We start from the raw sequence: 21074 nt of genomic DNA on the forward strand, positions 1-21074 counted from the left end.
AAGGATAAAATGTTAATTGGCAAAATTGTAAAAGAAAAGGAGTTAAAGAATGTTTTAAATTCTTTAACTCCTTTTCTATTTTCTGATTTCTATATATTAATAGAATGAACTTAGGTTTTCTTTGATAGTAGCGCTGTTCTCTAATGATTTGAGAATGTTTTGGGCAGCGCGTTCAGTGCGAAGGTTTTCAACGGTTTCAGCTTGAGTTCTGTAATCGGTGATTGCAGGGGCTATAGTAGCTGAAGTGAGTTGGATTACATATACCGCATTTTCACCATCAATAGGCTTAGAAATTTGACCTTGTTTGAGTCCGAAGGCAGCTCCTACGACTTTGGGTTCGCGACCTTCACCTATAATAGTTGGGTTTTTCATCACGAGACCTGTAGCGCTTTTTACTTCAGTTTTGTTAGCTGAAGCGATGGCTTGGAGGCTGTTGCCTTTGGCTTTTTCTTTTAAAATAGCGGCTTTCTTTTCGCGGATGAGGATAGGTTTCACGATAGGAGCGGCATCTTGTACAGAGCTGAGTCCTTCTTCACCTTGTTTTACTAATTGAGCGACGATGTTGTTGCTTCCGGCATTGAATCGCTTGATGTCACCTACTTTGGTGTCCTTATTGAACAACCATTGTACGATGGCGCGGTTGCTACCTAATCCGATGATTTGGTCGTCGTTTTTATGGAGGTTATCGGCGCGGAGTACTGAAAGGTCGGATTTTTTGGCGATGCTTGCAAATTCTTTTGGATTTTGAGAAGCCTTCATTTCAAAGTTAGAAACTTTAGAGAAAATCTCGCTTACAGTGGCTTCAGAAGGTTCTACCGCACGGCTGATAGTAGCGATGTTTACAGCTTCGGCTTTGCCTGTAACTTTTACAACGTGGAACCCAAAGTCGGTTTCAACAAGACCTATGTTGCCAACGGGGTTAGCGAAAGCGAATTCTTCGAAAGGTTTTACCATTGCGCCTTTTCCAAAGAATCCGAGGTCTCCACCGCTGTAGGCAGCGCCAGGTTCTTCAGAGTTTTCACGAGCGAGTTCAGCGAAATCAGTTCCTGCTGTTTTGGCTTTTGCCAAGAGTTCTTCGGCTTTTGCCTTAGCTTCTTCCTTAGTACGAGTGGTATTAGGAGTAGCGGCTTGGCTTCCTTGGTAGGCGATGAGGATGTGGCTTGCTTTCACGGCTCCGGCGGGTTCTTTGGCAACCATACGGCTGAGTTTGATGTTGCCGTCTTCTTCGTAAGGACCGAATACTTTACCTACGGGAAGAGCGTAAAGAGTATCGGCGTAAGCAGAGCGGATATTGTCTTTATTTACGAAAGTGCTATCGTAAGGGACATTAGAGTTGCGATCGACGAACTCTTTGATATTCTTAGTTTTAGCAAATCCAGGGAGGGTGTCGTTGCTATTGGTTTTGCTGTTGTACACGACTTCGGGTTGCAAGAGTTTGAGCAAGCTTTGTTTTTCAGCTTCCATATCTTTAGCTGAAGGTTTTTCGGCAGCGACGATGTACTGGATATTGCGGTAAGCCTCTTGTTTGAATTGTTTTTCGTGTTTTTTGATGTAGTCTTGGATTTCGCCGTCGGTAACGGTAATATTTTTATCGTCGATGCTGCTGTATTGGAGGGCAACATAGTTGATATCGGCGAGGTCTTTTTCTTGGTGGTATTCCATTTCGGCTTCGGCATTGGTAACGCCAAGTCCAGCGCGGATGAGGCTGAAATACATTTGTTGTTTAGCGCCCTCTACGATAGCGTCTTCCTGCATTTTCCACTGAGCATAGGCTTCGGGGTTGGTGCTTTTGAGGGTAGCCAAGTAGGAAGTGAATTTATGGGGGTCGAACACGCCGAGTTCATTCACGAATTGAGGGTTTTGCGCTAGAGGGGTTTTAGCGAGGATAGCCAAGATTTGGTCTTTTTCAACACTAAGGCCGAGTTTTTCGATTTGTTGGTTGAGGAGGATTTCTTGGACTTTTTGTTCCCACACGTATTTAGCGGCTTCGATGCTGCTTACTTGTCCGTTAGCTTGACGAGTAGCGTTTTCGACTTGAGCGCGGAAGGCGTCGATAGAGACATCTTCGCCGTTTACGGTACCTATTTCGTTAGGCATGTGGTTGCTAAAGCGCCCTTTACCGATGAAATCGGAGATGATGAAAGCGAAGAGGGCAAGCCCTATAATCGCGATAAGGAATACGGTTTTACTTCTAATCTTTTCGAGTACTGCCATTGTTTATATTCGTTTATAAAAGTATAAAATTGTTTGGTGTTATTAATCAAACGGCAAAAGTAATACTTTTTGTGGAAATGCAAAAATATTTTTAAGATTTTTTATAAGATAGGAGGTAAGAAGTAAGAGATAAGAAATTGTTGTTGAGTGGGGTAGGGGGGGATTTTATAATTTTTTTAGTGTAGTTTTTTGCAAGTAGGGAGGAGGTTCGTTGTGTCTTCGTTACGTGTTCATTGAGTGTTCGAATGAGGTGCTTTTTTTTGCTATTTGGTAATTATTTTGTACTTTTGCCCTTTGATATATAAAGATATGAAGACTACGGCTCTTTATAAATACTTGTTTATAGTATTGTTTTTCTGCGCGCAACTTGTGTTGTCTCAGCAGGGTATTGAGGCGCTCTTTATCAAAGAAGGAGTGTTGCTCAAATGTGAGGATGCTAAGATACCTTCAGATGGCTATATAGCGTTGCCTCATACGGTGAAAGCAATTGCAGCTGAAGCATTTAAAGGTTGTATACGCTTGCAACGAATCAGTGTCTCGGGAGTGGTAACAGCTATTGGAGATCGTGCTTTTGCCGAATGTGAGAGCCTTACTAAGGTAGAGATGTTGCCAAACTCAGTGACGGCTATTGGGGTACAGGCGTTTGCTTTTTGTCCTAATTTAAAGGAAATTAACTTGCCCAACACAGTAACGACAATAGGGGAGGAGGCTTTTAGAGGTTGTTTCGCTTTAGAGCGTGTAGAAATACCCGAAGCGACTACTCTTATTGGTAATAGGGCTTTTATAGACTGCTCAGGGCTTAAGCAAGTAGTTTTTTTGAGTAATGAACTTAATACTCTCCCATCGCAGTTGTTCTATCAGTGTAAAGCGCTTGCACAAGTAACTTTGCCGCCGAGTTTGCGTCATATCAAGAGTAGTGTTTTTGCATATTGTGAATCGTTGCCAGAATTAATATTGCCAGAAAAATTAGAAAGCATAGGCGACGATGCTTTCGAGTATTGCAAATCACTCAAAAAAATAGACATTCCTGATAGTGTGTTTTTTATTGGAGCAAGTGCCTTTCATAGTTGTAGTGCTCTAGCAACGCTCAAATTGCCTTATGGTCTACGCCATATTTTGAATGATACCTTTTTAAATTGTACGAGTTTGAGTTCAGTAGTGATTCCAGATACAGTAGAGAAAATCAATATGCAGGCATTCAAGAATTGTACTTCATTACTCACAGTTCAAATGCCTTTGGCACTTACCGATATTTTCTACGGTGCTTTCTATGGTTGTAGAAATTTGCAATATATTGATTTGCCTGAGAATGTTAAATATATAGGTGTGTTTGCTTTTGCCGAATGTGCAAGTCTGCAAACTGTAGAGCTACCTCGTGCCGTGGTAGATGTCGCAGCTAAGGTGTTCTACAACTGCACAAACCTTGCCGAAGTGAACTTTTCTAAATTTACTACTTCTATAGGGGTACAATCGTTTTACGGATGCATTAACTTAAAAGAATTGAAATTGCCTAATACAGTAGAAAAAATAGATTTAGCAGCTTTTGAAAATAGCGGACTTTCTGAGTTGCATTGTCGTGCAATTACTCCACCAGTGGTGAATCGCAGTTTTGGATATAGAGGAAAAGTGTTAGTGCCCTATCGCTCATTAGAGCTTTACAAACAAGCTGAAGGATGGAAAGATTGTGCTTTGGAATAAAAAAATATTCTAAAAAGTTTGGCGGATTAAAATTTTCGCCGTACTTTTGCCACCCAAAAGCGCACATAAATAGGCGTAATATTATTCATTAATAATACTAATAAGTTATGATTCAATACGTTAAAGAGTCTTATGAAGAGCTAACTAACCACGTTACGTGGCCTAATATTTCAGATGCACAGAAGGAAATGGTGGTAGTAGTGGTATTTTCTATTCTATTTTCTTTAGTAATTTGGGGAATGGATTCTTCATTTGAATACCTTATAGGTAAGTATTTTGAATTTATGAAATTGAAATAAAAACAGCAACAATGTCTGGATTAATAGAAAAAAAATGGTATGTAATTAAAACCGTTACTGGTCAGGAGAACAAAATAAAGAACTACATAGAGAACGAGACTTCTCGTTTAGGTTATGCCGACTATGTAGAGGAAGTTTTAGTGCCTACTGAAAAGGTGGTTCAAGTGCGTAACGGCAAGAAAATCACCAAAGATAGAGTGCATATGCCTGGCTATGTAATGGTGAAAGTTCACTTAGCAGGTGAGGTAGTGCATATCATTAAGTCTATCCCAGGGGTAGTAGGCTTCTTGAGTGAAACCAAAGGAGGTGATCCACTGCCATTGCGTAAAGCTGATGTAAACCGTATGCTTGGTCAGGTAGATGAATTAGCTGAAACAGTAGAAACAGTAGCTATTCCGTTTGAAGTAGGCGAGATGGTAAAACTTATCGATGGTCCTTTCAATGGTTTTAATGGTACTATAGAACGCGTGAACGAAGAAAAACGCAAACTTGAAGTGATGGTGAAAATCTTCGGACGTAAAACGCCTTTAGAACTCAGCTACACTCAAGTAGAAAAATTGTAACAAAGTCCTCATAAGAGGCATTTTAAATAAATTATTAATTATAAACAATGGCAAAAGAAATTAGTAAAGTAGTTAAACTACAAGCTCGGGGAGGTCAAGCGAATCCTTCGCCACCAATTGGACCCGCATTAGGTGCTGCCGGTGTTAATATTATGGAGTTCTGCAAGCAGTTCAACGCTCGTACGCAGGACAAACAAGGAAAAGTGATTCCTGTAGTTATCACCGTTTATAAAGACAAGTCTTTCGACTTTGTTATCAAAACTGCACCTGCTGCTGTTCAGCTGTTGGAAGCCGCTAAGGTTAAAGGAGGTTCCGGAGAACCAAACCGTAAGAAAGTAGCAAGTATCACTTGGGAACAAGTGAAAGCAATTGCAGAAGACAAAATGCCTGATTTGAACGCATTTACAATCGAGTCTGCAATGAGTATGGTTGCTGGTACGGCACGTTCAATGGGTATATCAGTAACTGGAGAAAAACCTTTTTAATCGCAAAGCAATATGGCAAAATTAACAAAGAAACACAAAGAAGCTCTTGCAAAAGTTGATAGCAACAAGCTATATTCACTCAAAGAGGCTTCAGCATTATTGAAAGAAATCACTTACACTAAATTTGATGCTTCTGTAGATATTGCAGTGCGTTTAGGGGTAGACCCACGTAAAGCAAACCAAATGGTACGCGGTGTAGTTACGCTTCCTCATGGAACTGGTAAAGATGTTCGTGTACTTGCATTAGTAACTCCAGATAAAGAAGCTGAAGCTAAAGCTGCTGGAGCAGACTATGTAGGGCTTGATGAATATCTACAAAAAATCAAAGACGGCTGGACAGATGTAGACGTAATCGTTACTATGCCTGCTGTAATGGGTAAATTAGGTCCTTTAGGACGTGTGCTCGGCCCTCGCGGATTGATGCCAAACCCTAAAACCGGTACCGTTACTATGGAAATTGGTAAAGCTGTACAAGAAGTGAAATCTGGTAAAATCGATTTCCGTGTAGATAAAACAGGTATCGTACACGCTTCTATCGGTAAAGTATCATTCACAGCCGATAAAATTGTAGACAACGCTAACGAGTTGATCCAAACATTAATAAAGATGAAACCTACCGCTGCTAAAGGTACGTATATGAAATCTATTTATCTTTCATCTACTATGAGCCCAAGTGTAGCTGTAGATCCTAAAACAGTTTAATTTGTAGTTAAAAACCGAAATTATGACAAGAGAAGAAAAATCATTAGTAATAGATAATTTAACTGCACAGTTAGCTGAAAATAACGTTATTTATGTAGCAGATTTAACTGGTTTGAACGCTCAGGAAACAACGGCTTTACGTCGTGCTTGTTTCAAAGCGAATATCAAATTAGCAGTTGTGAAAAATACCTTGCTTTCTAAAGCAATGGAGGCTTCAGAAAAAGAATTTGGCGAATTGCCAAGCATTCTCAAAGGCAACACTTCTTTGATGTATGCTGAAGTAGGTAATGTACCTGCAAAACTCATCAAAGAATTCCGTAAAAAATCAGATAAACCTATTTTGAAAGGAGTTTATGTAGATGCAGCTGTATTTATTGGTGACAATCAATTAGATGCATTAGCAGCTCTCAAATCTAAAAACGAAGTTATTGGCGATATCATCGGATTGCTCCAATCTCCTGCCAAAAACGTTGTTTCAGCTCTCAAATCAGGTGGCGGCAAATTGGCTGGTATCATCAAAACTTTATCTGAAAAGTAAAACAGAACACACAGAATTTATTTTTAAACAATTAAACAAAAACGATAGAAAAAATGGCAGATTTAAAAAATTTCGCAGAACAATTAGTAAACTTAACCGTTAAAGAAGTAAACGAGCTTGCTCAAATCTTGAAAGAAGAGTACGGTATCGAGCCAGCTGCAGCAGCAGTAGCAGTAGCAGCAGGTCCAGCTGCAGGTGGTGCTGGTGAAGCAGCCGCTGAAAAAACAGAATTTGATGTATTCTTAAAATCAGCAGGTGCTAACAAATTAGCGGTTGTTAAATTAGTAAAAGATCTTACTGGTCTTGGACTTAAAGAAGCTAAAGAAGTTGTAGACGGCGCTCCTTCAAAAGTAAAAGAAGGTGTTTCTAAAGAAGAAGCTGAAGGGCTTAAAAAATCTTTAGAAGAAGCTGGTGCTGAAGTAGAATTGAAATAATTTTACTTATAAACCCTATAAGGTTTAGGTCTTTTTCAATGGTAAAAAGACCTAAACCATTTTGTAATTTAAAGCAACAATACAACAACAATATAATGGTAAGACTTATCTTGCCAACCCTCAAACAAACAACTCATCAACTTTAAGCAAAGTCTGCAATAGTCTTTCCCACTACAAACTTTGTTTGAGTTTCAAAATAATAATTGCTGTTAAAAGCTAACTGACTAACAACTTACTACTAACACACTAAACAATAATATTAAAGTAAAGAAAATGCTTACGAATCAAACCGCAAGAGTCAATTTTGCTTCTGTGAAACACACCCCTGAGTATCCTGATTTTTTGGATATTCAAATCAAATCGTTTCAAGAGTTCTTTCAGATGGAAACCAAGTCGGAAGACCGAGTTCACGAGGGATTATACCAAACCTTTAAGGAAAACTTTCCTATATCCGATACTCGTAACCAATTCGTATTGGAGTTTCTCGACTATTTCGTAGACCCTCCTCGCTACTCTATACAAGAGTGTATTGAGCGTGGTCTTACCTATAGCGTGCCTCTGAAAGCCCGATTGAAGCTCTATTGCACCGACCCTGAGCACGAAGATTTTGAAACTATCGTACAAGATGTATACTTGGGAACTGTGCCTTATATGACTTCCAGCGGAACTTTCGTTATCAACGGTGCTGAACGCGTGGTAGTTTCCCAATTACACCGTTCTCCTGGGGTATTCTTCGGTCAGTCGTTTCACGCTAATGGTACTAAACTCTACTCTGCACGTATCATTCCTTTCAAAGGTTCGTGGATTGAGTTCGCTACCGACATCAACAATGTGATGTACGCTTATATCGACCGTAAAAAGAAATTGCCCGTAACTACACTTTTCCGTGCGATTGGTTTTGAACGCGATAAAGATATATTAGAAATATTCGACCTTGCCGAAGAAATCAAAGTTTCTAAAACAGGGCTTAAAAAATACATCGGTCGTCGTTTGGCTGCTCGTGTACTTAACACTTGGCACGAGGACTTCGTAGATGAAGATACAGGAGAAGTAGTATCTATTGAGCGTAATGAGATTATCCTCGACCGCGATACTGTACTCGATGAAGATAACATTCAAGAAATCTTAGATGCTGATGTAAAAACTATTCTTCTTCACAAAGAAGATAGTCAGGCTACAGATTATACCATTATCCACAATACTTTACAAAAAGACCCTACCAACTCTGAAAAAGAAGCGGTAGAACACATTTACCGACAATTGCGTAACGCCGAACCACCCGATGAAGAAACTGCTCGTGGTATTATCGACAAGCTATTCTTCTCAGATCAGCGTTACAACTTGGGAGATGTAGGTCGTTATCGTATCAACAAGAAATTGGGCTTGGATACCCCTATGGAAAAGCAAGTGCTTACCAAAGAGGATATCATCACTATTGTAAAATATTTGATTGAGCTCATCAACTCTAAAGCAGAGGTAGATGATATCGACCACTTGTCTAACCGCCGTGTGCGCACGGTAGGAGAGCAGTTGGCAGCTCAGTTTGGTGTAGGTCTTTCTCGTATGTCACGCACTATCCGCGAACGTATGAACGTACGTGATAACGAGGTGTTTACACCTATTGATTTGATTAACGCTAAAACTCTTTCATCTGTAATCAACTCGTTCTTTGGTACAAACCAATTATCTCAGTTTATGGATCAAACAAACCCATTAGCTGAGATCACTCACAAACGCCGTTTATCAGCTTTAGGACCTGGAGGTTTATCACGTGAACGTGCAGGTTTTGAGGTGCGCGACGTACACTATACTCACTACGGACGCTTGTGTCCAATTGAAACTCCTGAGGGACCAAACATCGGTTTGATTTCATCATTAGCGGTATTTTCTAAAGTGAATGGTATGGGCTTTATTGAGACTCCTTACCACAAAGTTACTAACGGAAAGGTAGATCTCAAAGATATGACTTACCTTACTGCTGAAGATGAAGAAGGACTTAAAATTGGTATGGCAAATATCGCATTAGACGATAAAGCTAATATCATTGAGGAAAAAGTGGTTGTAAAAGAAGATGGTGACTTCCCTGTAATCGAACCTAACGAAGTACAATATATAGACGTAGCACCTAACCAAATCGCTTCTATTTCAGCTTCTCTTATTCCGTTCTTGGAACACGACGACGCGAACCGTGCATTGATGGGCTCAAATATGATGCGCCAAGCAGTGCCTTTGTTGAAACCAGAAGCTCCTATTGTAGGTACAGGTTTGGAACGCCGTATAGCATCGGATGCTCGTGTGCTTATGAATGCTGAACGCGATGGGGTAGTAGATTATGTAGATGCTGAAAAAATCATCATTACTTACGACCGTACTGATGAAGAAAAACTCGTGAGTTTCGACCCTGATGAAACAGTATACAACCTTATCAAATTCCAAAAAACTAACCAAGGTACTTGTATCAACCTTAAGCCAATTGTAGAAAAAGGCGAACGTGTGAAAAAAGGACAAGTGCTTTGTGAAGGTTATGCTACCGAAAATGGAGAGTTAGCACTTGGTCGCAATATGAAAGTAGCGTTTATGCCTTGGAAAGGGTATAACTTCGAGGATGCGATTGTAATCTCAGAACGTGCTGTACGCGATGATATCTTCACTTCTATCCATATTGATGAGTATGCACTTGAAGTGCGTGACACTAAGTTAGGTGCTGAAGAACTTACCAATGATATTCCTAACGTATCGGAAGATGCTACTAAGGATTTGGATGAAAATGGTATGATTCGAATTGGTGCCGAAGTACGCCCTGGAGATATTCTTATAGGTAAAATTACTCCTAAAGGAGAATCTGATCCTACTCCTGAAGAGAAACTCCTCCGCGCTATCTTTGGTGATAAAGCAGGCGATGTAAAAGATGCTTCTCTAAAAGCCTCTCCATCACTTTACGGGGTAGTAATTGATAAGAAATTGTTCTCTCGTGCAGTAAAAGATAAACGCAAACGTAGTAAAGATAAAGAAGATGTAGCGCAATTAGAAGCCGACTACAATGCTAAATTCGAGGCACTTCGTACTAAATTATTAGAAAAACTATTTAGTTTAGTAGCCGAAAAAACCTCAGAAGGGGTAGTAAACGACCTTGGTGAAGAAATCGTACCTAAAGGTAAGAAATACAGCAAAAAAGTACTCGAAAGTATTGAAGATTACGCTCACCTTACTTCTGCAGGTTGGACTGATGATAAACATATCAACGGACTTATAGACGACCTCTTGCACAACTACCGCATTCGCGAAAACGACTTGCAAGGTATGTTGCGCCGTGATAAATTCACTATCGCTGTGGGTGACGAATTGCCTGCAGGTATCCTCAAATTGGCTAAGATTTACGTGGCTAAGAAACGTAAGTTAAAAGTAGGGGATAAGATGGCAGGTCGCCACGGTAACAAGGGTATCGTAGCGCGTATCGTTCGTGATGAAGATATGCCATTCCTTGAAGACGGAACTCCTGTAGACATCGTGTTGAACCCACTTGGGGTGCCTTCACGTATGAACATCGGTCAGATATACGAAACTGTATTGGGTTGGGCAGGACAAAAACTCGGTAAGAAATTTGCAACTCCTATCTTCGACGGGGCATCACTTGAGCAAATCAATGAGCTTACCGATGAAGCAGGCGTACCGCGTTTCGGTCATACTTACCTATACGATGGTGGTACCGGTGAACGTTTCGACCAAAAAGCAACCGTAGGTGTGATTTATATGATCAAACTCGGACATATGATTGACGATAAGATGCACGCGCGTTCTATCGGTCCGTACTCACTCATCACACAACAACCATTGGGAGGTAAAGCCCAATTTGGTGGTCAGCGTTTTGGAGAGATGGAGGTATGGGCATTAGAGGCTTATGGAGCATCTAGTACCTTACGCGAAATCTTAACAGTAAAATCCGACGACGTAGTAGGTCGTGCTAAAACTTACGAAGCAATTGTAAAAGGTGAGACAATGCCAGAACCAGGCTTGCCAGAATCTTTCAACGTATTGATGCACGAGCTTAAAGGTCTTGGATTAGATATCCGACTTGAAGAATAATTGTTAATTACGAATGACGAATTACAAATAACAAGTAATTCGTCATTCATTAGAAATAAAATTCCAAACTATTGAATATTCAGTAGTTTGGAATTTTTGTTTCTTGCAAAGGGAAAGTTTTTTTGATATATTGGTTAATTCGCTAATTATGTTTACCTTTGCTCTCATTATCAGTTTATTTATTGAATATGAATTTTATTACCGAAAACCAAACCGAGTATCAAGCCCTCTTTACCTTTTGGGGGGACGAAGAGGCTGAAGTTGTGGTCTGTTTTGATGCCAAACGCCACTTTACAGAAGAAGAAAAGCAAGAAGTATTTAAACAAGTAGCAACCAAAGTACAATGGTTGGAGGGCAACAAGGAAGCTGTTCTGCAGTTTCTGCTCAAAAATGAAGAGGTAAGAGAACTTTTTGAAGTAGCCCAAGAAGACCTTGAAGAAGAAATTACTGAAGAGCAATTTTGCGAGGCTGTGTATTTCTATGATTTGTATTGTGAAGTAGGTGAAAACCTCGTCTGCACTTTTGATGTAGATACTGACCCTGATTACTTTTTGGGGCATCTGGTGAATATCAGGCTCGATGATAACTATCAACTTCATTTAGAAACGATTAGTGGATAATAAACCTATGAAAAACCTTACTTTTGAGAAATATGGCTTGAGTCCGGAGAAAGTGGAACAGCTCAGAGCTTATAAGATTTTGCCCGATAAACAAACCCTAAAAAACCTCATCAAAGCCTACGAAACGGACAAGGCGGAAGAAACAGAAATCGCTGATTTTCAGAGAGAGCTGAGCCAGCCTATCGATGAGAAATATATTCGTTTTCTGTTGGAGCACAACGGAGGCATCCCTTCTAAAAACAGGGTGAAAGGAAGTAAAGTGGTGATAGACCGCTTTTTGGCATTTCGGTCGGCTTATAAGTTTCATTCGCTGATAGACTTGTATCCTGACTTTCAGAAACAAGGAATACCGATTGCGCGCACTCCTGCGGGCGATACACTTCTATTAGCAGAAGACCAGCAAATCTATCTCTTCAATCACAATATTCAGGACGTAGAGCCAAACCCTATTGCTACTTCTTTTGCCAATTTACTAATGAAACTTTATTAATTTGCAATGATTAGTTACACGCAAAAAGAACACGGCTGGGCAGAAGTCATAATCAGTAATGGCACTGCCGAAATAGCCTTTGTAGCCTCTCACTTGCACGATAGTAGGCAGGATTTGATACGCTCGGTAGCAACCTTAGAAAAGTACAAAGAAGCAACCGTTGTTTTTCAAGATGAACCCGATGGTTATGTACTTCACTTAGAGCGCGATAACAAGCATTGCTATTATACCCTTCATTCCTTTAAAAATTATGACCCAACAGCCCTCTGCGAATTGGTTTTAGAAGGAAACATCAGTTTTGCAAGTTATAAAAACGACATAGCAAAGATTAAATAACACTATATGGAAATTACACAATCTCTTAAAACAGAAATTTACTACGCCCTTACGGACTTTTTAGAAGCCTATAAAGCCGAAGATACCCAAGTATTAGCTGAAAAGTTTGATATATCGGGGGAGTTTTTGGAAGAAATCTATGAAATGCTTGATTTTGTAGAAGACAAAAGTGTATTACACCTCTTTCCTATAGAAGAAATGGACAAAGAAGAAGGTGGAGGGGTGAATTTAGAGGTGTATAACTTCAACAATGACAATACCGCTGTAGGAGTAGAAGCTCACTTGTGGGATGATCAAGAATATTTTGCCATCATCAAAGGATATTACAACCTTAGAGACCAATTTCCTAAGTTTGTATTTCACTACTTTAGTTGTTAATACACCCGTAGAGGCTATCTGAAAAGTCTCGAAATTGCTTTTGCGTCGCTATACTTTTGCGAGTTATAAAAACGACATAGTAAAGATAAAATAACACTATATGGAAATCACACAAGAACTTAAAATAGAGATTTACCACACTCTTGCGGACTTTTTAGAAGCCTATAAAGCCGAAGATACCCAAGTATTAGCTGAAAAGTTTGGTGTTTCGGGAGCGTTTTTAGAAGAAATCAATGAGACTCTTGATTTTGTAGAGGATAAAAGCGTGTTATACCTTTTCCCGATAGAAGATATAGATAAGGAAGTGAATAAACTACGCGAACTGACCTTGTATAAAGATAAAAAGATGAATAAACTTGTGGTAGAGGCTTGTGTATATGATAAAAATGAATGTATAGGACTTATAGTAGGCGATTATCTTTTGCATGAGTTACCCCCTAAGTTTGTGTTTAGTTATTTTGATGTATAAATAAAAGAACAATTTTCTCAGCTTGTAAAAGCTCTTTCTAAACAAGGCAAGAAATAAAATCAATAAAAATATTTAAAATGACACATAACAAAACACTTATTTACTTTTTCTTTCTACTTATATTATCTGCTTGTAGCAAACAATCAGAAGAAGAAGAACAACAACAAAAAGGGTATTATTATACGGGAAGTCTCTTTGAGCCTTATATAGCTCAGGGGTCTATTTTCACAAGAGAAGTTAAAAATATGCCTTTAGCAACGAACTCGGCTGCCATAGCAGCTTATATGCCTAAAATGCCCGCTGAATATCTGCCAGAAAGATTTAAAAAAACGGTACTAACAACACTGAGTACAACATCTTATAACATCCCTATTTATGTGGTAGATTCTAATAACCCTCATCAGGAATATGCTTATTTTGAATCTAAAGATAATAGAGTTATTTACAAACAAGATCTTATTAAGTATACTACGGGGCGTATACCCTTGCCTAAATATGCACAACCAGCAGGCGGAGGAGATAGAGCTTTTGCTGTTTATGACAGAGCAACAGGAATAATGCGAGAATATTTTTACGCTGTTAAAGATGAGAAAGGGACTTGGCATTTTGCTGCTTCGGGATATTTTAAAGCAAAACCAAACTTTAAAGATTTGGGTAAGGACAACTTTGCAATGCAACACACCACAGGAGGGTCGGCAGTAGTGTGTATGCTCAATCCACTCTCTCAAATAGGCATTGCAGAGGCGCGAAAAGGTGAGATATGCCACGCGCTATCCTTTACTATTGCCAATGCAGGGAAAGGTTTTTCTTATCCAGCAAAACAAGGAGATGGCACGTCAACAAACCCTAATGCTCCGTTGGAAGGACAATGGTTTCGCATAGATCCTAACATAGACCTTAACAAGTTAAAACTTCGTCCTTTTACCCTTTTGGTAGCCAAAGCGGTACAGAAATATGGAGGTTATGCAGCCGATAAGAATCTTTTTTGCCATACTTTTACTGCTGAACACCCTATAAACGAGATGGTACAAGGCAAACCTAATCCTTGGGAAAAAGGTGGGGATATCTATGAAAAATACAACGGAATAGACCTTAATGATTTCCCTTGGCATCTTACCCAATGGGCGCCTGTTGATTGGGGGAAATAGAACATCAAAAAGCATTCTAAACAACATAAAGTATGGTAGATATAACGCCTTTGTTAAGTGAAAATGTAAAAAAGCACTTCATTACCTTGCCTATTTCTCATCAAAAAGAGTGGGTGAACTATATTAATGAGGCTAAAAAGGAAGAAACACGCCTTAAAAGAGTGCTGAAAATGCAAATGTCGTTCTGTGAGAAGTATACATTGGAGGGAGACCCCCAAGTTATTAATCTATTAGATGAAATTATTAATATTAATTCGCAAGAAGGGAATGCCCTTGCAGAGGCTTTTATAAATGCTATAGGTAATAACCATAGTGGCGTGTATTGTGTGGCATATAAGTGGGCAATTGCTTTTTTGGGGCAATTGTACCAAATTTCTCAGCCCAATACTTCACGGGCTATAGCCTTATATGGGATTCTAAACGACCTTTACTACTTTGAGCCTATAGAAGAACAAGCTGCTAATGCAGATAACACAACCATAAAGGAAGAGATAAAACAACTGTTAGCGCCTTTTGCGGATAAGAATTAAATATCAACAAATGACAACTATAGAAATTCCTAAGTTTATAGAAAAGTATAAAGCCTACGAACGAGAAGGCGGTATGATAGACTTTCGTATCTTTCAGTTGGATACGGAGCAGGACGATACACCTTATCAGAAGCATTTGGCAGTAGCCCAGCAGACTCTTATTTCGGTAGCGGAAGAAGCAAATACACGTCTTGACCGTATGGCGGCTAAATTTAAAATGAATCGTACGAAACTTTTTACGATGGACTACGATTTTAGCGTTCTTAAAGACTCTGGTAAGGAGATTTCTGTACAAGACTTTATGGGCTGGCAATATGAGGAGGTGAGCGGGAGGATAATTCTTAGTGGAGAGAAACTGTACAATCAGTATTTTTACTATGATGATAAAGAAGTACCTGAAAAAGTAGTGGCGATGACTGAGGAAGACCTCAAAAAGGAAGCCTTTGCTTACGCTTTCTTTCAGCCTCGGTTCTCTTTTATGTATAGGCATAGCAATTTTGAAAAAGGCAACTTCTTTTTAGATTTTTGTAGGTTACTTTTTACTGATATTTCGCAAATAGAAGTCTGTAAGTGGAGTACTGATAGCTCTAATTACTTTGATGAGGGCAAAAAGGGGAGAGGGAGTTTCTTTTGGACGGTCTATAATCCGTGTAGGTATTGGTATATAGGGATTATAGCCTCGACAACTGATTAATGATTTAATTATCAAAGTAAATCAAAAATAAAAAAAATCACTCTTGCGGGTTGCCCCTCTCCTTGGGAGAAGTCCACGAGAGAGGAATTGCCTTTTGCCGATAATACTTTTGATATTGTGTTTCACAACGGAGGTATCAATTTCTTTAACGATAAAGCACTTGCTATAAGCGAAATGCTTCGGGTTGCCAAAGCAGGGAACAAACTCCTTATCGCCGATGAGACTGCCGACTTTATGGAATCACTTTTAGAAAAAGCAACTAAATGAATGTCTTACAGAAACGATTAGCACAAATAGAAACCGTTCCTCACGAAAATAGCTTGTGTGATGGAAAAGAACACGATACTTGGTACAATGAAACCAAAGTGAAATATCACCTAAATGAAGAATACAAAATACTTAGTTTTAAAGAAGGAAAAAAGCAATCATACTTAGGATAAGTGCTATTATAAAAGCATAAATTATTTTCATATATTCTCACCTAATATTTCTTTACTTGTCCTAAACTAACAGTAAAGATTCCAAAATCATCAATCAGCATACTTTTTTTCTTGACTCCTTGGAGGGAGAAAAGTCCGTCCAATTCACGCTGGCTACGGCGGCGCATCACCCAGTCTTTTTCCTGATGGCTCTTCAGGACAAAGGCAATGGTTTTGAGCTGGGGGTGCCATGGCTGTCCTGTATAGATGATATACCCATTGTCCGAGATAGAAACCACCCCTTTGATTGCCTCAGAGGCCAAGATATTATCCCCAAAAAGCTCAAAAATACCTGAGATGATGGTGATATTGGGCGAATAATTTAGTTTGCGGTAAGTATCAGCCTCAAAACAATTGTAATTGGTAAAGCGAATATTCTGGTAGCCACGCTCTTTGATAATTTGCTCTCCCTTCTGTATGTTGGCTGGTAGGAACTCATTGATAACGATCTCCACTTCAGGGTGGCGCTCTTTGATATCAAAAAGGTAGTTGCCCACTCCACCTGCGATGTCCAATATTTTTACCTCCTGTTCTTGGGCTTGTAGGGCTTGTATAGCCTTTTCTACCTGTTGTAGGAGGTGTCTCTTGCGGATACGTACCCCGCGCCAGCCTATGGCATTGAGATAGCTTTTGTCCATCCAACGACCTATACCCCACTTGCCTTGTGGCGTGTTTTTATATACATAATCCATGGAGGCGCCAGAATCGAAGCCATAGGTAAGCCCTACAGTCATACCACCACTGAGGTGACCAAGCTTGCTCAACGCCCATTTCTGAAGATGGTAACCCCAACGCTCTCTAGTGGGAATCAGTTCATATTGCATGGTCTCAAATTCTTTCTGAGTAAAGAGATCAGAATCAAGAGTAGGAGTAGGCAAGGGTGCAGAGAAAGCCTTTTGGATAAAGTGTTGTAGGAGCTTATATACTTCCTCACGGCCTTGCTCGAAGAGAATTCCATGATGGAAGCCCTCCAAGGTAACGAACTCTTTTATAGGGGAGGATAGGTTTACATAAAACTGCTTTTGCTGTCGGTTAATCACCACAAAGTCTTTTTTAGCGGAGAGCAGTAGGGTAGGGGTGGTGATTGCAGCGGCATCTTCCACCAATCGCTTACCAGCATTGGCAAGGTCAATGAGGAGTTTGCCATTGATAGAGCGGGTGATGAGAGGGTCATTATCGTAAGCCTGTTGCTGCTTAGTGTCGCGAGTGAGCATCTTGGATTTTACATAGCTCTTAACAATCAGTTTAGGATTGATTTTTAGAGCCAACTCGATGGCTTGCTTGGCCATAGGAACGATCAGGTTGATCTCAAAGGCAGGAGCCAATAGCGCCATGCCAGCGATGCGGGGTGCAAAATCATGCACCCAAGCCGATGTGATTACCCCGCCAATACTATTGGCCACTACAAAGATATCTTCCTCGCGTACCTCATAGTGCTGCCCAAGGAACTTGGCAAAGGTATCCAAGTCCCGTACCGAATCCATGAAAACAGGAGATACAGCGGCTTTGGTGTGCCCATGTCCACGCATGTCAAAAGCAAAGATGTTGTAGGCAGCAAAGAGCGGATGGGTAGCAAATTCCTGTAGACGCTCCCCATACTCATGACCTCTATGGATTACGATAAGGGTCTTTTGTTCGGGCTTGTAATTCCATTCGTAGAAGAATAGTTCTTCCCCTTCATGACTTTTGAAAAAACCTGTGTTCATGGTATAATGATTTTGATACGACAAAAATAGAAAATTATTTTTTGATTACCTAATTTTTTGTTAGAATTAGTTGTGATTTTGCATCCATTTGGCCTTTCTGTACATTAGTAAGGACAGCAAAGGCTTAGGCAGTAGCGAGAGTAATTGCATGAGCCACTTCATACGAGTAGGGAAGAGGTGTAGGCCTTTCTTTTGAGTGATAGCCCTGCTGATTTCGGCTACTGCTCTATCTTCACTCACCAGAAAAGGTTTCTTAGAGAGATTGTTTTGGTTGAGCTTGTAGAGCTTTTGGGTGGCTACATACCCAGGCGCAATAGAGGTGATATAGATGCCAAAGGGGCGTAAGGCACGCCTATAGGCATCGGCTATCTGTAAAACACTGCGCTTGGTCTTGGTATATAGGCTGGAGGAGGGATAGTCCAAAATCCCTGAGATAGATGCTAGCAGGACGATTTGGCCTCCATGATGAGCCATAAGTTCTCGGCCAACCTCCAAGGTATTGACGGCTCCTATGATATTGGTTTGTAGTATACTGACCGCCTCCTCGTAAGAAATTTCTCCTACCACATCCTCGGCATAGCTACCCGCACAGTTGATAAGTAAGGAGAGGGTGTCTGAGCCTACAAACTGTCGTATCACCTGGGTTAATAGTGCTTTGTCTATAACATCGGCCTTATAACTCTCAAAAGGAACTGCCTTGGGGAGCTTGCTAAGATCTCTGCCGCATACCCCAACCCGATGGCCGCTTTGCTGGTAGAAGTGAGCCAAGGCAAACCCTATGCCAGTGGTGCCTCCTATGATAAATACATTCATAAGCTAAAGGTGTTAAGAATAGTTTGGTAACCATAGTCCCATTGCCGCTCTATCTGCTCTCGGTAAGAGGGATAGTCCTTGGGAAAGTGAATTCCTATCTCCAGATGCTTCCAATTGATATATTTCTCAGAGTAAAAGCCCTTTAGAACGGTAGTTGCTCTTCGAGTATCTATCCATTGGGCAGGATAGGAAGCCACCGACGCCAACCGCTCGTTGCCACTAAAGCCCAAGACGGCACGTACCAAAGACTCTTCGGTAGGAGAGTAGGCCTGCTTGTGCTCAGCAATTACAGTAGTTGAAAGCGCATAAGCCAGCTCCATAGGAACAAGGTCAATAGCCCCGCCTGTATAGTATGTCCCCTGATAGCTTACAGGAGCTACATAGAACATATCCGAGATAGAAATACGGGCAGCCCAGAGCAAGGGAATAGCCGTTTCCACACTTATATCGGTTGCTACGGCCGAAAGCATATAGTTGGATTCGGTATGTTGCAGTGTCTCAAGAGGGATCCTCTGGGCAGTCTCAGGGTCGGTTATGAGCACCTCTTGGTAGAGTTTTCGCTTACCCCTACGCTTGCCACACTCATGGGGGGCAAAGCACATCTTTGCTCCTATGATGATAGTGGGCAAGGCAGCAGAAAAAGCTAACTTGGCTAAGGAGGGGAGTAGCCCCGATAGGTCTTGGGACATTTCTACCAAATAGCGTGTATATACATCCTCTACCAAGGGAGCACGACGCCGGTCATAGTGCTTCTGTAGGACTAAAAGCCCCAAGCGATATAGCTTGCTATAAGGGGTAAGGGACAGGCTTTGGATAAAGTGGTAAAACTCCTGTGATTGCAGATAGGCTTTTCTCTCTGTATTATTAGCAAAAGCATTGATTACCAAGGCAGCAAAAGCCCCACCACAGCTGGCAATAAGTAGCTCAGGAGCTTTGCCTATATCACACAACGCTGCATACATACCATTGTATAAGGCAAAGCGGGTGCCTCCTCCGGAGAGAAGCAAACTACGGGAAAAGGGCTTTATCGTATCCATAGGTAAAACCAAATACAGTTGAACAAGAGACTATCTATGCGATCCAAGAGACCACCATGACCAGGAATCAGTTGGCTGGTGTCCTTTACCCCCGCCCGCCGCTTGAGGTAAGAGAAAGTCACATCGCCCCAGAAACCAAAAAAGCTAATGAATAAGCCTACAAAAACTAATGTATGTAGTGCAATAGGAAGCCTCAGCAAGTAGCCTAAGCCCACACTCAAAAAAGGGGTGAGCAGTAAGCCGCCTACAAACCCTTCCACGGTCTTATTGGGGCTTATCTTGGGTAAGATCTTGTGCTTGCCAAAGCGCTTTCCAGTGAGGTATTGGAAGATGTCGTTGAGTTCGGTCGTTACCACCAAGAAGATGAACCACTCCACCCCTTGTGGCTTCATACGTAAGAAAGTCAGGTGAGGGTAGGCTGCCAAAACAATCAGTAGGGAAAGGGGCAATCCTAAGGGGATTTGCCTAAGGCATAGATATAGGATAAGGCCTATCCCCACAACCATACAAGCTTCTACCATATAAGTGGAGTAGTTGGGACAGCTCCATAGTAAAACCCCTTGTAACAAGGGAATAGCCATACGCCAATAGCTCGGATTAAAACCAAAGAGCCCGCCCAATTCCGTAAGGGCTTGAAAGCTTACCCATAGGGAAAAAAGACACATGGCGTAGGGGTGGGAGACAGCCGCAGCAAAAACACAGATAATCACTCCCCAGCTCCTGATACGAAGTGGTACATCGGCATATTTGTTGTCAAGCGGCATAAAGTCCTTTTTTTAAGCGGGTGAAAGTACTTAAAAGTAGCAAGGCAATAACTATGGCAAAAACCACTTGAGAGTAGGCTTGTATTCCCACACCAAAGTAGGCAAGCAGCCCATAGATACCCATCAGCAGTGCTCGGTCGCTCTTGCCCATAGGTCCCTCATAGCGCCTTTGCCCTCCTAAGACCTTGCCCATGACGCCAGCAAACTCATTGAGTACGCTCAGTACAATAAAAGCTACCACCCAGTAAAGGCTTTCGGGGTGGTACTTTAGCAAGGGGAAGAAGATAAACACATCCGAGACCACATCGCCCACCTCATTGAGTACCTCTCCTAAGCGGGAGGTTTGTCCGAACTCTCGTGCCATCATACCGTCAAGAGCATTGAGGATCATACGCACCAACAGCCCTATGGGCAGTGCCAAAAAGAAAAGTGGTACCGCCGAAGCCTCCCAAAAGAGCACGCCAATCCCAAAGGAGAACACAATGGCCACTACAGTAATCTCATTGGCAGTAACACCTCTCCTGTGTAGCCATACCAGTAGCGGGTGCAATAGCTGCTGGAATTTAGGTTTTAGTTTGTATACAGAAATCATAA

General features: G+C 41.0%; 23 protein-coding genes and 1 pseudogene. 18 read left to right on the plus strand and 6 right to left on the minus strand.

Going from position 1 to position 21074, the window contains the following annotated elements; genetic code table 11:
- Positions 1 to 96: 96 nt before the first annotated feature.
- Positions 97 to 2214, minus strand: coding sequence for a peptidylprolyl isomerase (locus CGC57_RS09865; protein WP_095898981.1), 2118 nt, complete (start codon positions 2212 to 2214; stop codon positions 97 to 99).
- A 309-nt stretch (positions 2215 to 2523) separates the two neighbouring features.
- On the opposite strand from CGC57_RS09865, the gene CGC57_RS09870 reads away from it, so the two are divergent.
- From CGC57_RS09870 to CGC57_RS12935, 18 genes and pseudogenes are all read left to right on the plus strand, one after another.
- The gene (locus CGC57_RS09870; RefSeq protein WP_095898982.1) at positions 2524 to 3912 is read left to right on the plus strand and encodes a leucine-rich repeat domain-containing protein; all 1389 of its coding nucleotides are present in this window, start codon (positions 2524 to 2526) and stop codon (positions 3910 to 3912) included.
- A 107-nt stretch (positions 3913 to 4019) separates the two neighbouring features.
- Positions 4020 to 4211, plus strand: a complete 192-nt coding sequence (gene secE, locus CGC57_RS09875; protein WP_002679824.1) for a preprotein translocase subunit SecE — start codon at positions 4020 to 4022, stop codon at positions 4209 to 4211.
- 11 nt (positions 4212 to 4222) lie between these two features.
- Positions 4223 to 4774 carry a transcription termination/antitermination protein NusG gene (gene nusG / locus CGC57_RS09880; protein WP_002679816.1) on the plus strand — a complete coding sequence of 184 codons (552 nt, stop codon included), beginning with the start codon at positions 4223 to 4225 and terminating at the stop codon, positions 4772 to 4774.
- Positions 4775 to 4821: 47 nt separating this feature from the next.
- The gene (rplK, locus tag CGC57_RS09885) at positions 4822 to 5259 is read left to right on the plus strand and encodes a 50S ribosomal protein L11 (RefSeq protein ID WP_002679988.1); all 438 of its coding nucleotides are present in this window, start codon (positions 4822 to 4824) and stop codon (positions 5257 to 5259) included.
- A 12-nt stretch (positions 5260 to 5271) separates the two neighbouring features.
- Positions 5272 to 5961 carry a 50S ribosomal protein L1 gene (gene rplA / locus CGC57_RS09890; protein ID WP_002679854.1) on the plus strand — a complete coding sequence of 230 codons (690 nt, stop codon included), beginning with the start codon at positions 5272 to 5274 and terminating at the stop codon, positions 5959 to 5961.
- 22 nt (positions 5962 to 5983) lie between these two features.
- Positions 5984 to 6499 (plus strand): 50S ribosomal protein L10, encoded by a 516-nt coding sequence (gene rplJ / locus CGC57_RS09895; RefSeq protein ID WP_095898983.1) that lies wholly within the window; start codon positions 5984 to 5986, stop codon positions 6497 to 6499.
- Between the two features lie 53 nt (positions 6500 to 6552).
- A complete protein-coding gene (rplL, locus tag CGC57_RS09900) occupies positions 6553 to 6933 on the plus strand; it encodes a 50S ribosomal protein L7/L12 (protein WP_002680017.1) in 381 nt (126 codons plus the stop codon).
- A gap of 273 nt (positions 6934 to 7206) precedes the next feature.
- On the plus strand, positions 7207 to 11016 hold the full coding sequence (rpoB, locus tag CGC57_RS09905; RefSeq protein ID WP_095898984.1) for a DNA-directed RNA polymerase subunit beta: 3810 nt from the start codon (positions 7207 to 7209) through the stop codon (positions 11014 to 11016).
- Between the two features lie 188 nt (positions 11017 to 11204).
- Entirely contained in the window at positions 11205 to 11636 is a 432-nt protein-coding gene (locus tag CGC57_RS09910) for a DUF2262 domain-containing protein (RefSeq protein WP_095898985.1), read from the plus strand.
- 7 nt (positions 11637 to 11643) lie between these two features.
- The gene (locus CGC57_RS09915) at positions 11644 to 12126 is read left to right on the plus strand and encodes an SMI1/KNR4 family protein (RefSeq protein ID WP_095898986.1); all 483 of its coding nucleotides are present in this window, start codon (positions 11644 to 11646) and stop codon (positions 12124 to 12126) included.
- 6 nt (positions 12127 to 12132) lie between these two features.
- Positions 12133 to 12462, plus strand: a complete 330-nt coding sequence (locus CGC57_RS09920) for a hypothetical protein (protein ID WP_095898987.1) — start codon at positions 12133 to 12135, stop codon at positions 12460 to 12462.
- A gap of 6 nt (positions 12463 to 12468) precedes the next feature.
- Positions 12469 to 12840 (plus strand): hypothetical protein, encoded by a 372-nt coding sequence (locus tag CGC57_RS09925; protein ID WP_095898988.1) that lies wholly within the window; start codon positions 12469 to 12471, stop codon positions 12838 to 12840.
- A gap of 100 nt (positions 12841 to 12940) precedes the next feature.
- Positions 12941 to 13309 (plus strand): hypothetical protein, encoded by a 369-nt coding sequence (locus CGC57_RS09930; protein WP_095898989.1) that lies wholly within the window; start codon positions 12941 to 12943, stop codon positions 13307 to 13309.
- Positions 13310 to 13386: 77 nt separating this feature from the next.
- Positions 13387 to 14457 (plus strand): hypothetical protein, encoded by a 1071-nt coding sequence (locus tag CGC57_RS12930; RefSeq protein ID WP_232033984.1) that lies wholly within the window; start codon positions 13387 to 13389, stop codon positions 14455 to 14457.
- A gap of 32 nt (positions 14458 to 14489) precedes the next feature.
- Positions 14490 to 14987, plus strand: a complete 498-nt coding sequence (locus tag CGC57_RS09945) for a YdeI/OmpD-associated family protein (protein ID WP_095898990.1) — start codon at positions 14490 to 14492, stop codon at positions 14985 to 14987.
- A gap of 10 nt (positions 14988 to 14997) precedes the next feature.
- Positions 14998 to 15681, plus strand: a complete 684-nt coding sequence (locus tag CGC57_RS09950; protein WP_095898991.1) for a hypothetical protein — start codon at positions 14998 to 15000, stop codon at positions 15679 to 15681.
- An 18-nt stretch (positions 15682 to 15699) separates the two neighbouring features.
- Positions 15700 to 15939: pseudogene (locus CGC57_RS09955) on the plus strand (class I SAM-dependent methyltransferase); the annotation flags it as partial.
- A 5-nt stretch (positions 15940 to 15944) separates the two neighbouring features.
- Positions 15945 to 16121: a hypothetical protein gene (locus CGC57_RS12935; RefSeq protein ID WP_172595629.1), complete on the plus strand. Its 177-nt coding sequence runs from the start codon at positions 15945 to 15947 to the stop codon at positions 16119 to 16121.
- Positions 16122 to 16162: 41 nt separating this feature from the next.
- Here the strand turns inward: CGC57_RS12935 and CGC57_RS09960 are convergent, their stop codons facing one another.
- From CGC57_RS09960 to CGC57_RS09980, 5 genes are all read right to left on the minus strand, one after another.
- Positions 16163 to 17866, minus strand: a complete 1704-nt coding sequence (locus tag CGC57_RS09960; protein ID WP_095898992.1) for a bifunctional alpha/beta hydrolase/class I SAM-dependent methyltransferase — start codon at positions 17864 to 17866, stop codon at positions 16163 to 16165.
- Positions 17867 to 17932: 66 nt separating this feature from the next.
- Positions 17933 to 18679, minus strand: a complete 747-nt coding sequence (locus tag CGC57_RS09965) for an SDR family NAD(P)-dependent oxidoreductase (protein WP_095898993.1) — start codon at positions 18677 to 18679, stop codon at positions 17933 to 17935.
- Positions 18676 to 19716 (minus strand): patatin-like phospholipase domain-containing protein, encoded by a 1041-nt coding sequence (locus tag CGC57_RS09970; protein WP_095898994.1) that lies wholly within the window; start codon positions 19714 to 19716, stop codon positions 18676 to 18678. The genes CGC57_RS09965 and CGC57_RS09970 overlap by 4 nt, the downstream gene beginning before the upstream one ends.
- Complete coding sequence (locus CGC57_RS09975; protein ID WP_002679931.1) at positions 19704 to 20480, minus strand: phosphatidate cytidylyltransferase; 777 nt, start codon at positions 20478 to 20480, stop codon at positions 19704 to 19706. Before CGC57_RS09975 ends, CGC57_RS09970 begins: the two co-directional genes overlap by 13 nt.
- Positions 20470 to 21072: a CDP-alcohol phosphatidyltransferase family protein gene (locus CGC57_RS09980; protein ID WP_088594990.1), complete on the minus strand. Its 603-nt coding sequence runs from the start codon at positions 21070 to 21072 to the stop codon at positions 20470 to 20472. The genes CGC57_RS09975 and CGC57_RS09980 overlap by 11 nt, the downstream gene beginning before the upstream one ends.
- Between the last annotated feature and the right edge of the window lie 2 nt (positions 21073 to 21074).

Origin of the sequence: Capnocytophaga sputigena (assembly GCF_002302495.1) — a bacterium.
Lineage (GTDB): Bacteria > Bacteroidota > Bacteroidia > Flavobacteriales > Flavobacteriaceae > Capnocytophaga > Capnocytophaga sputigena.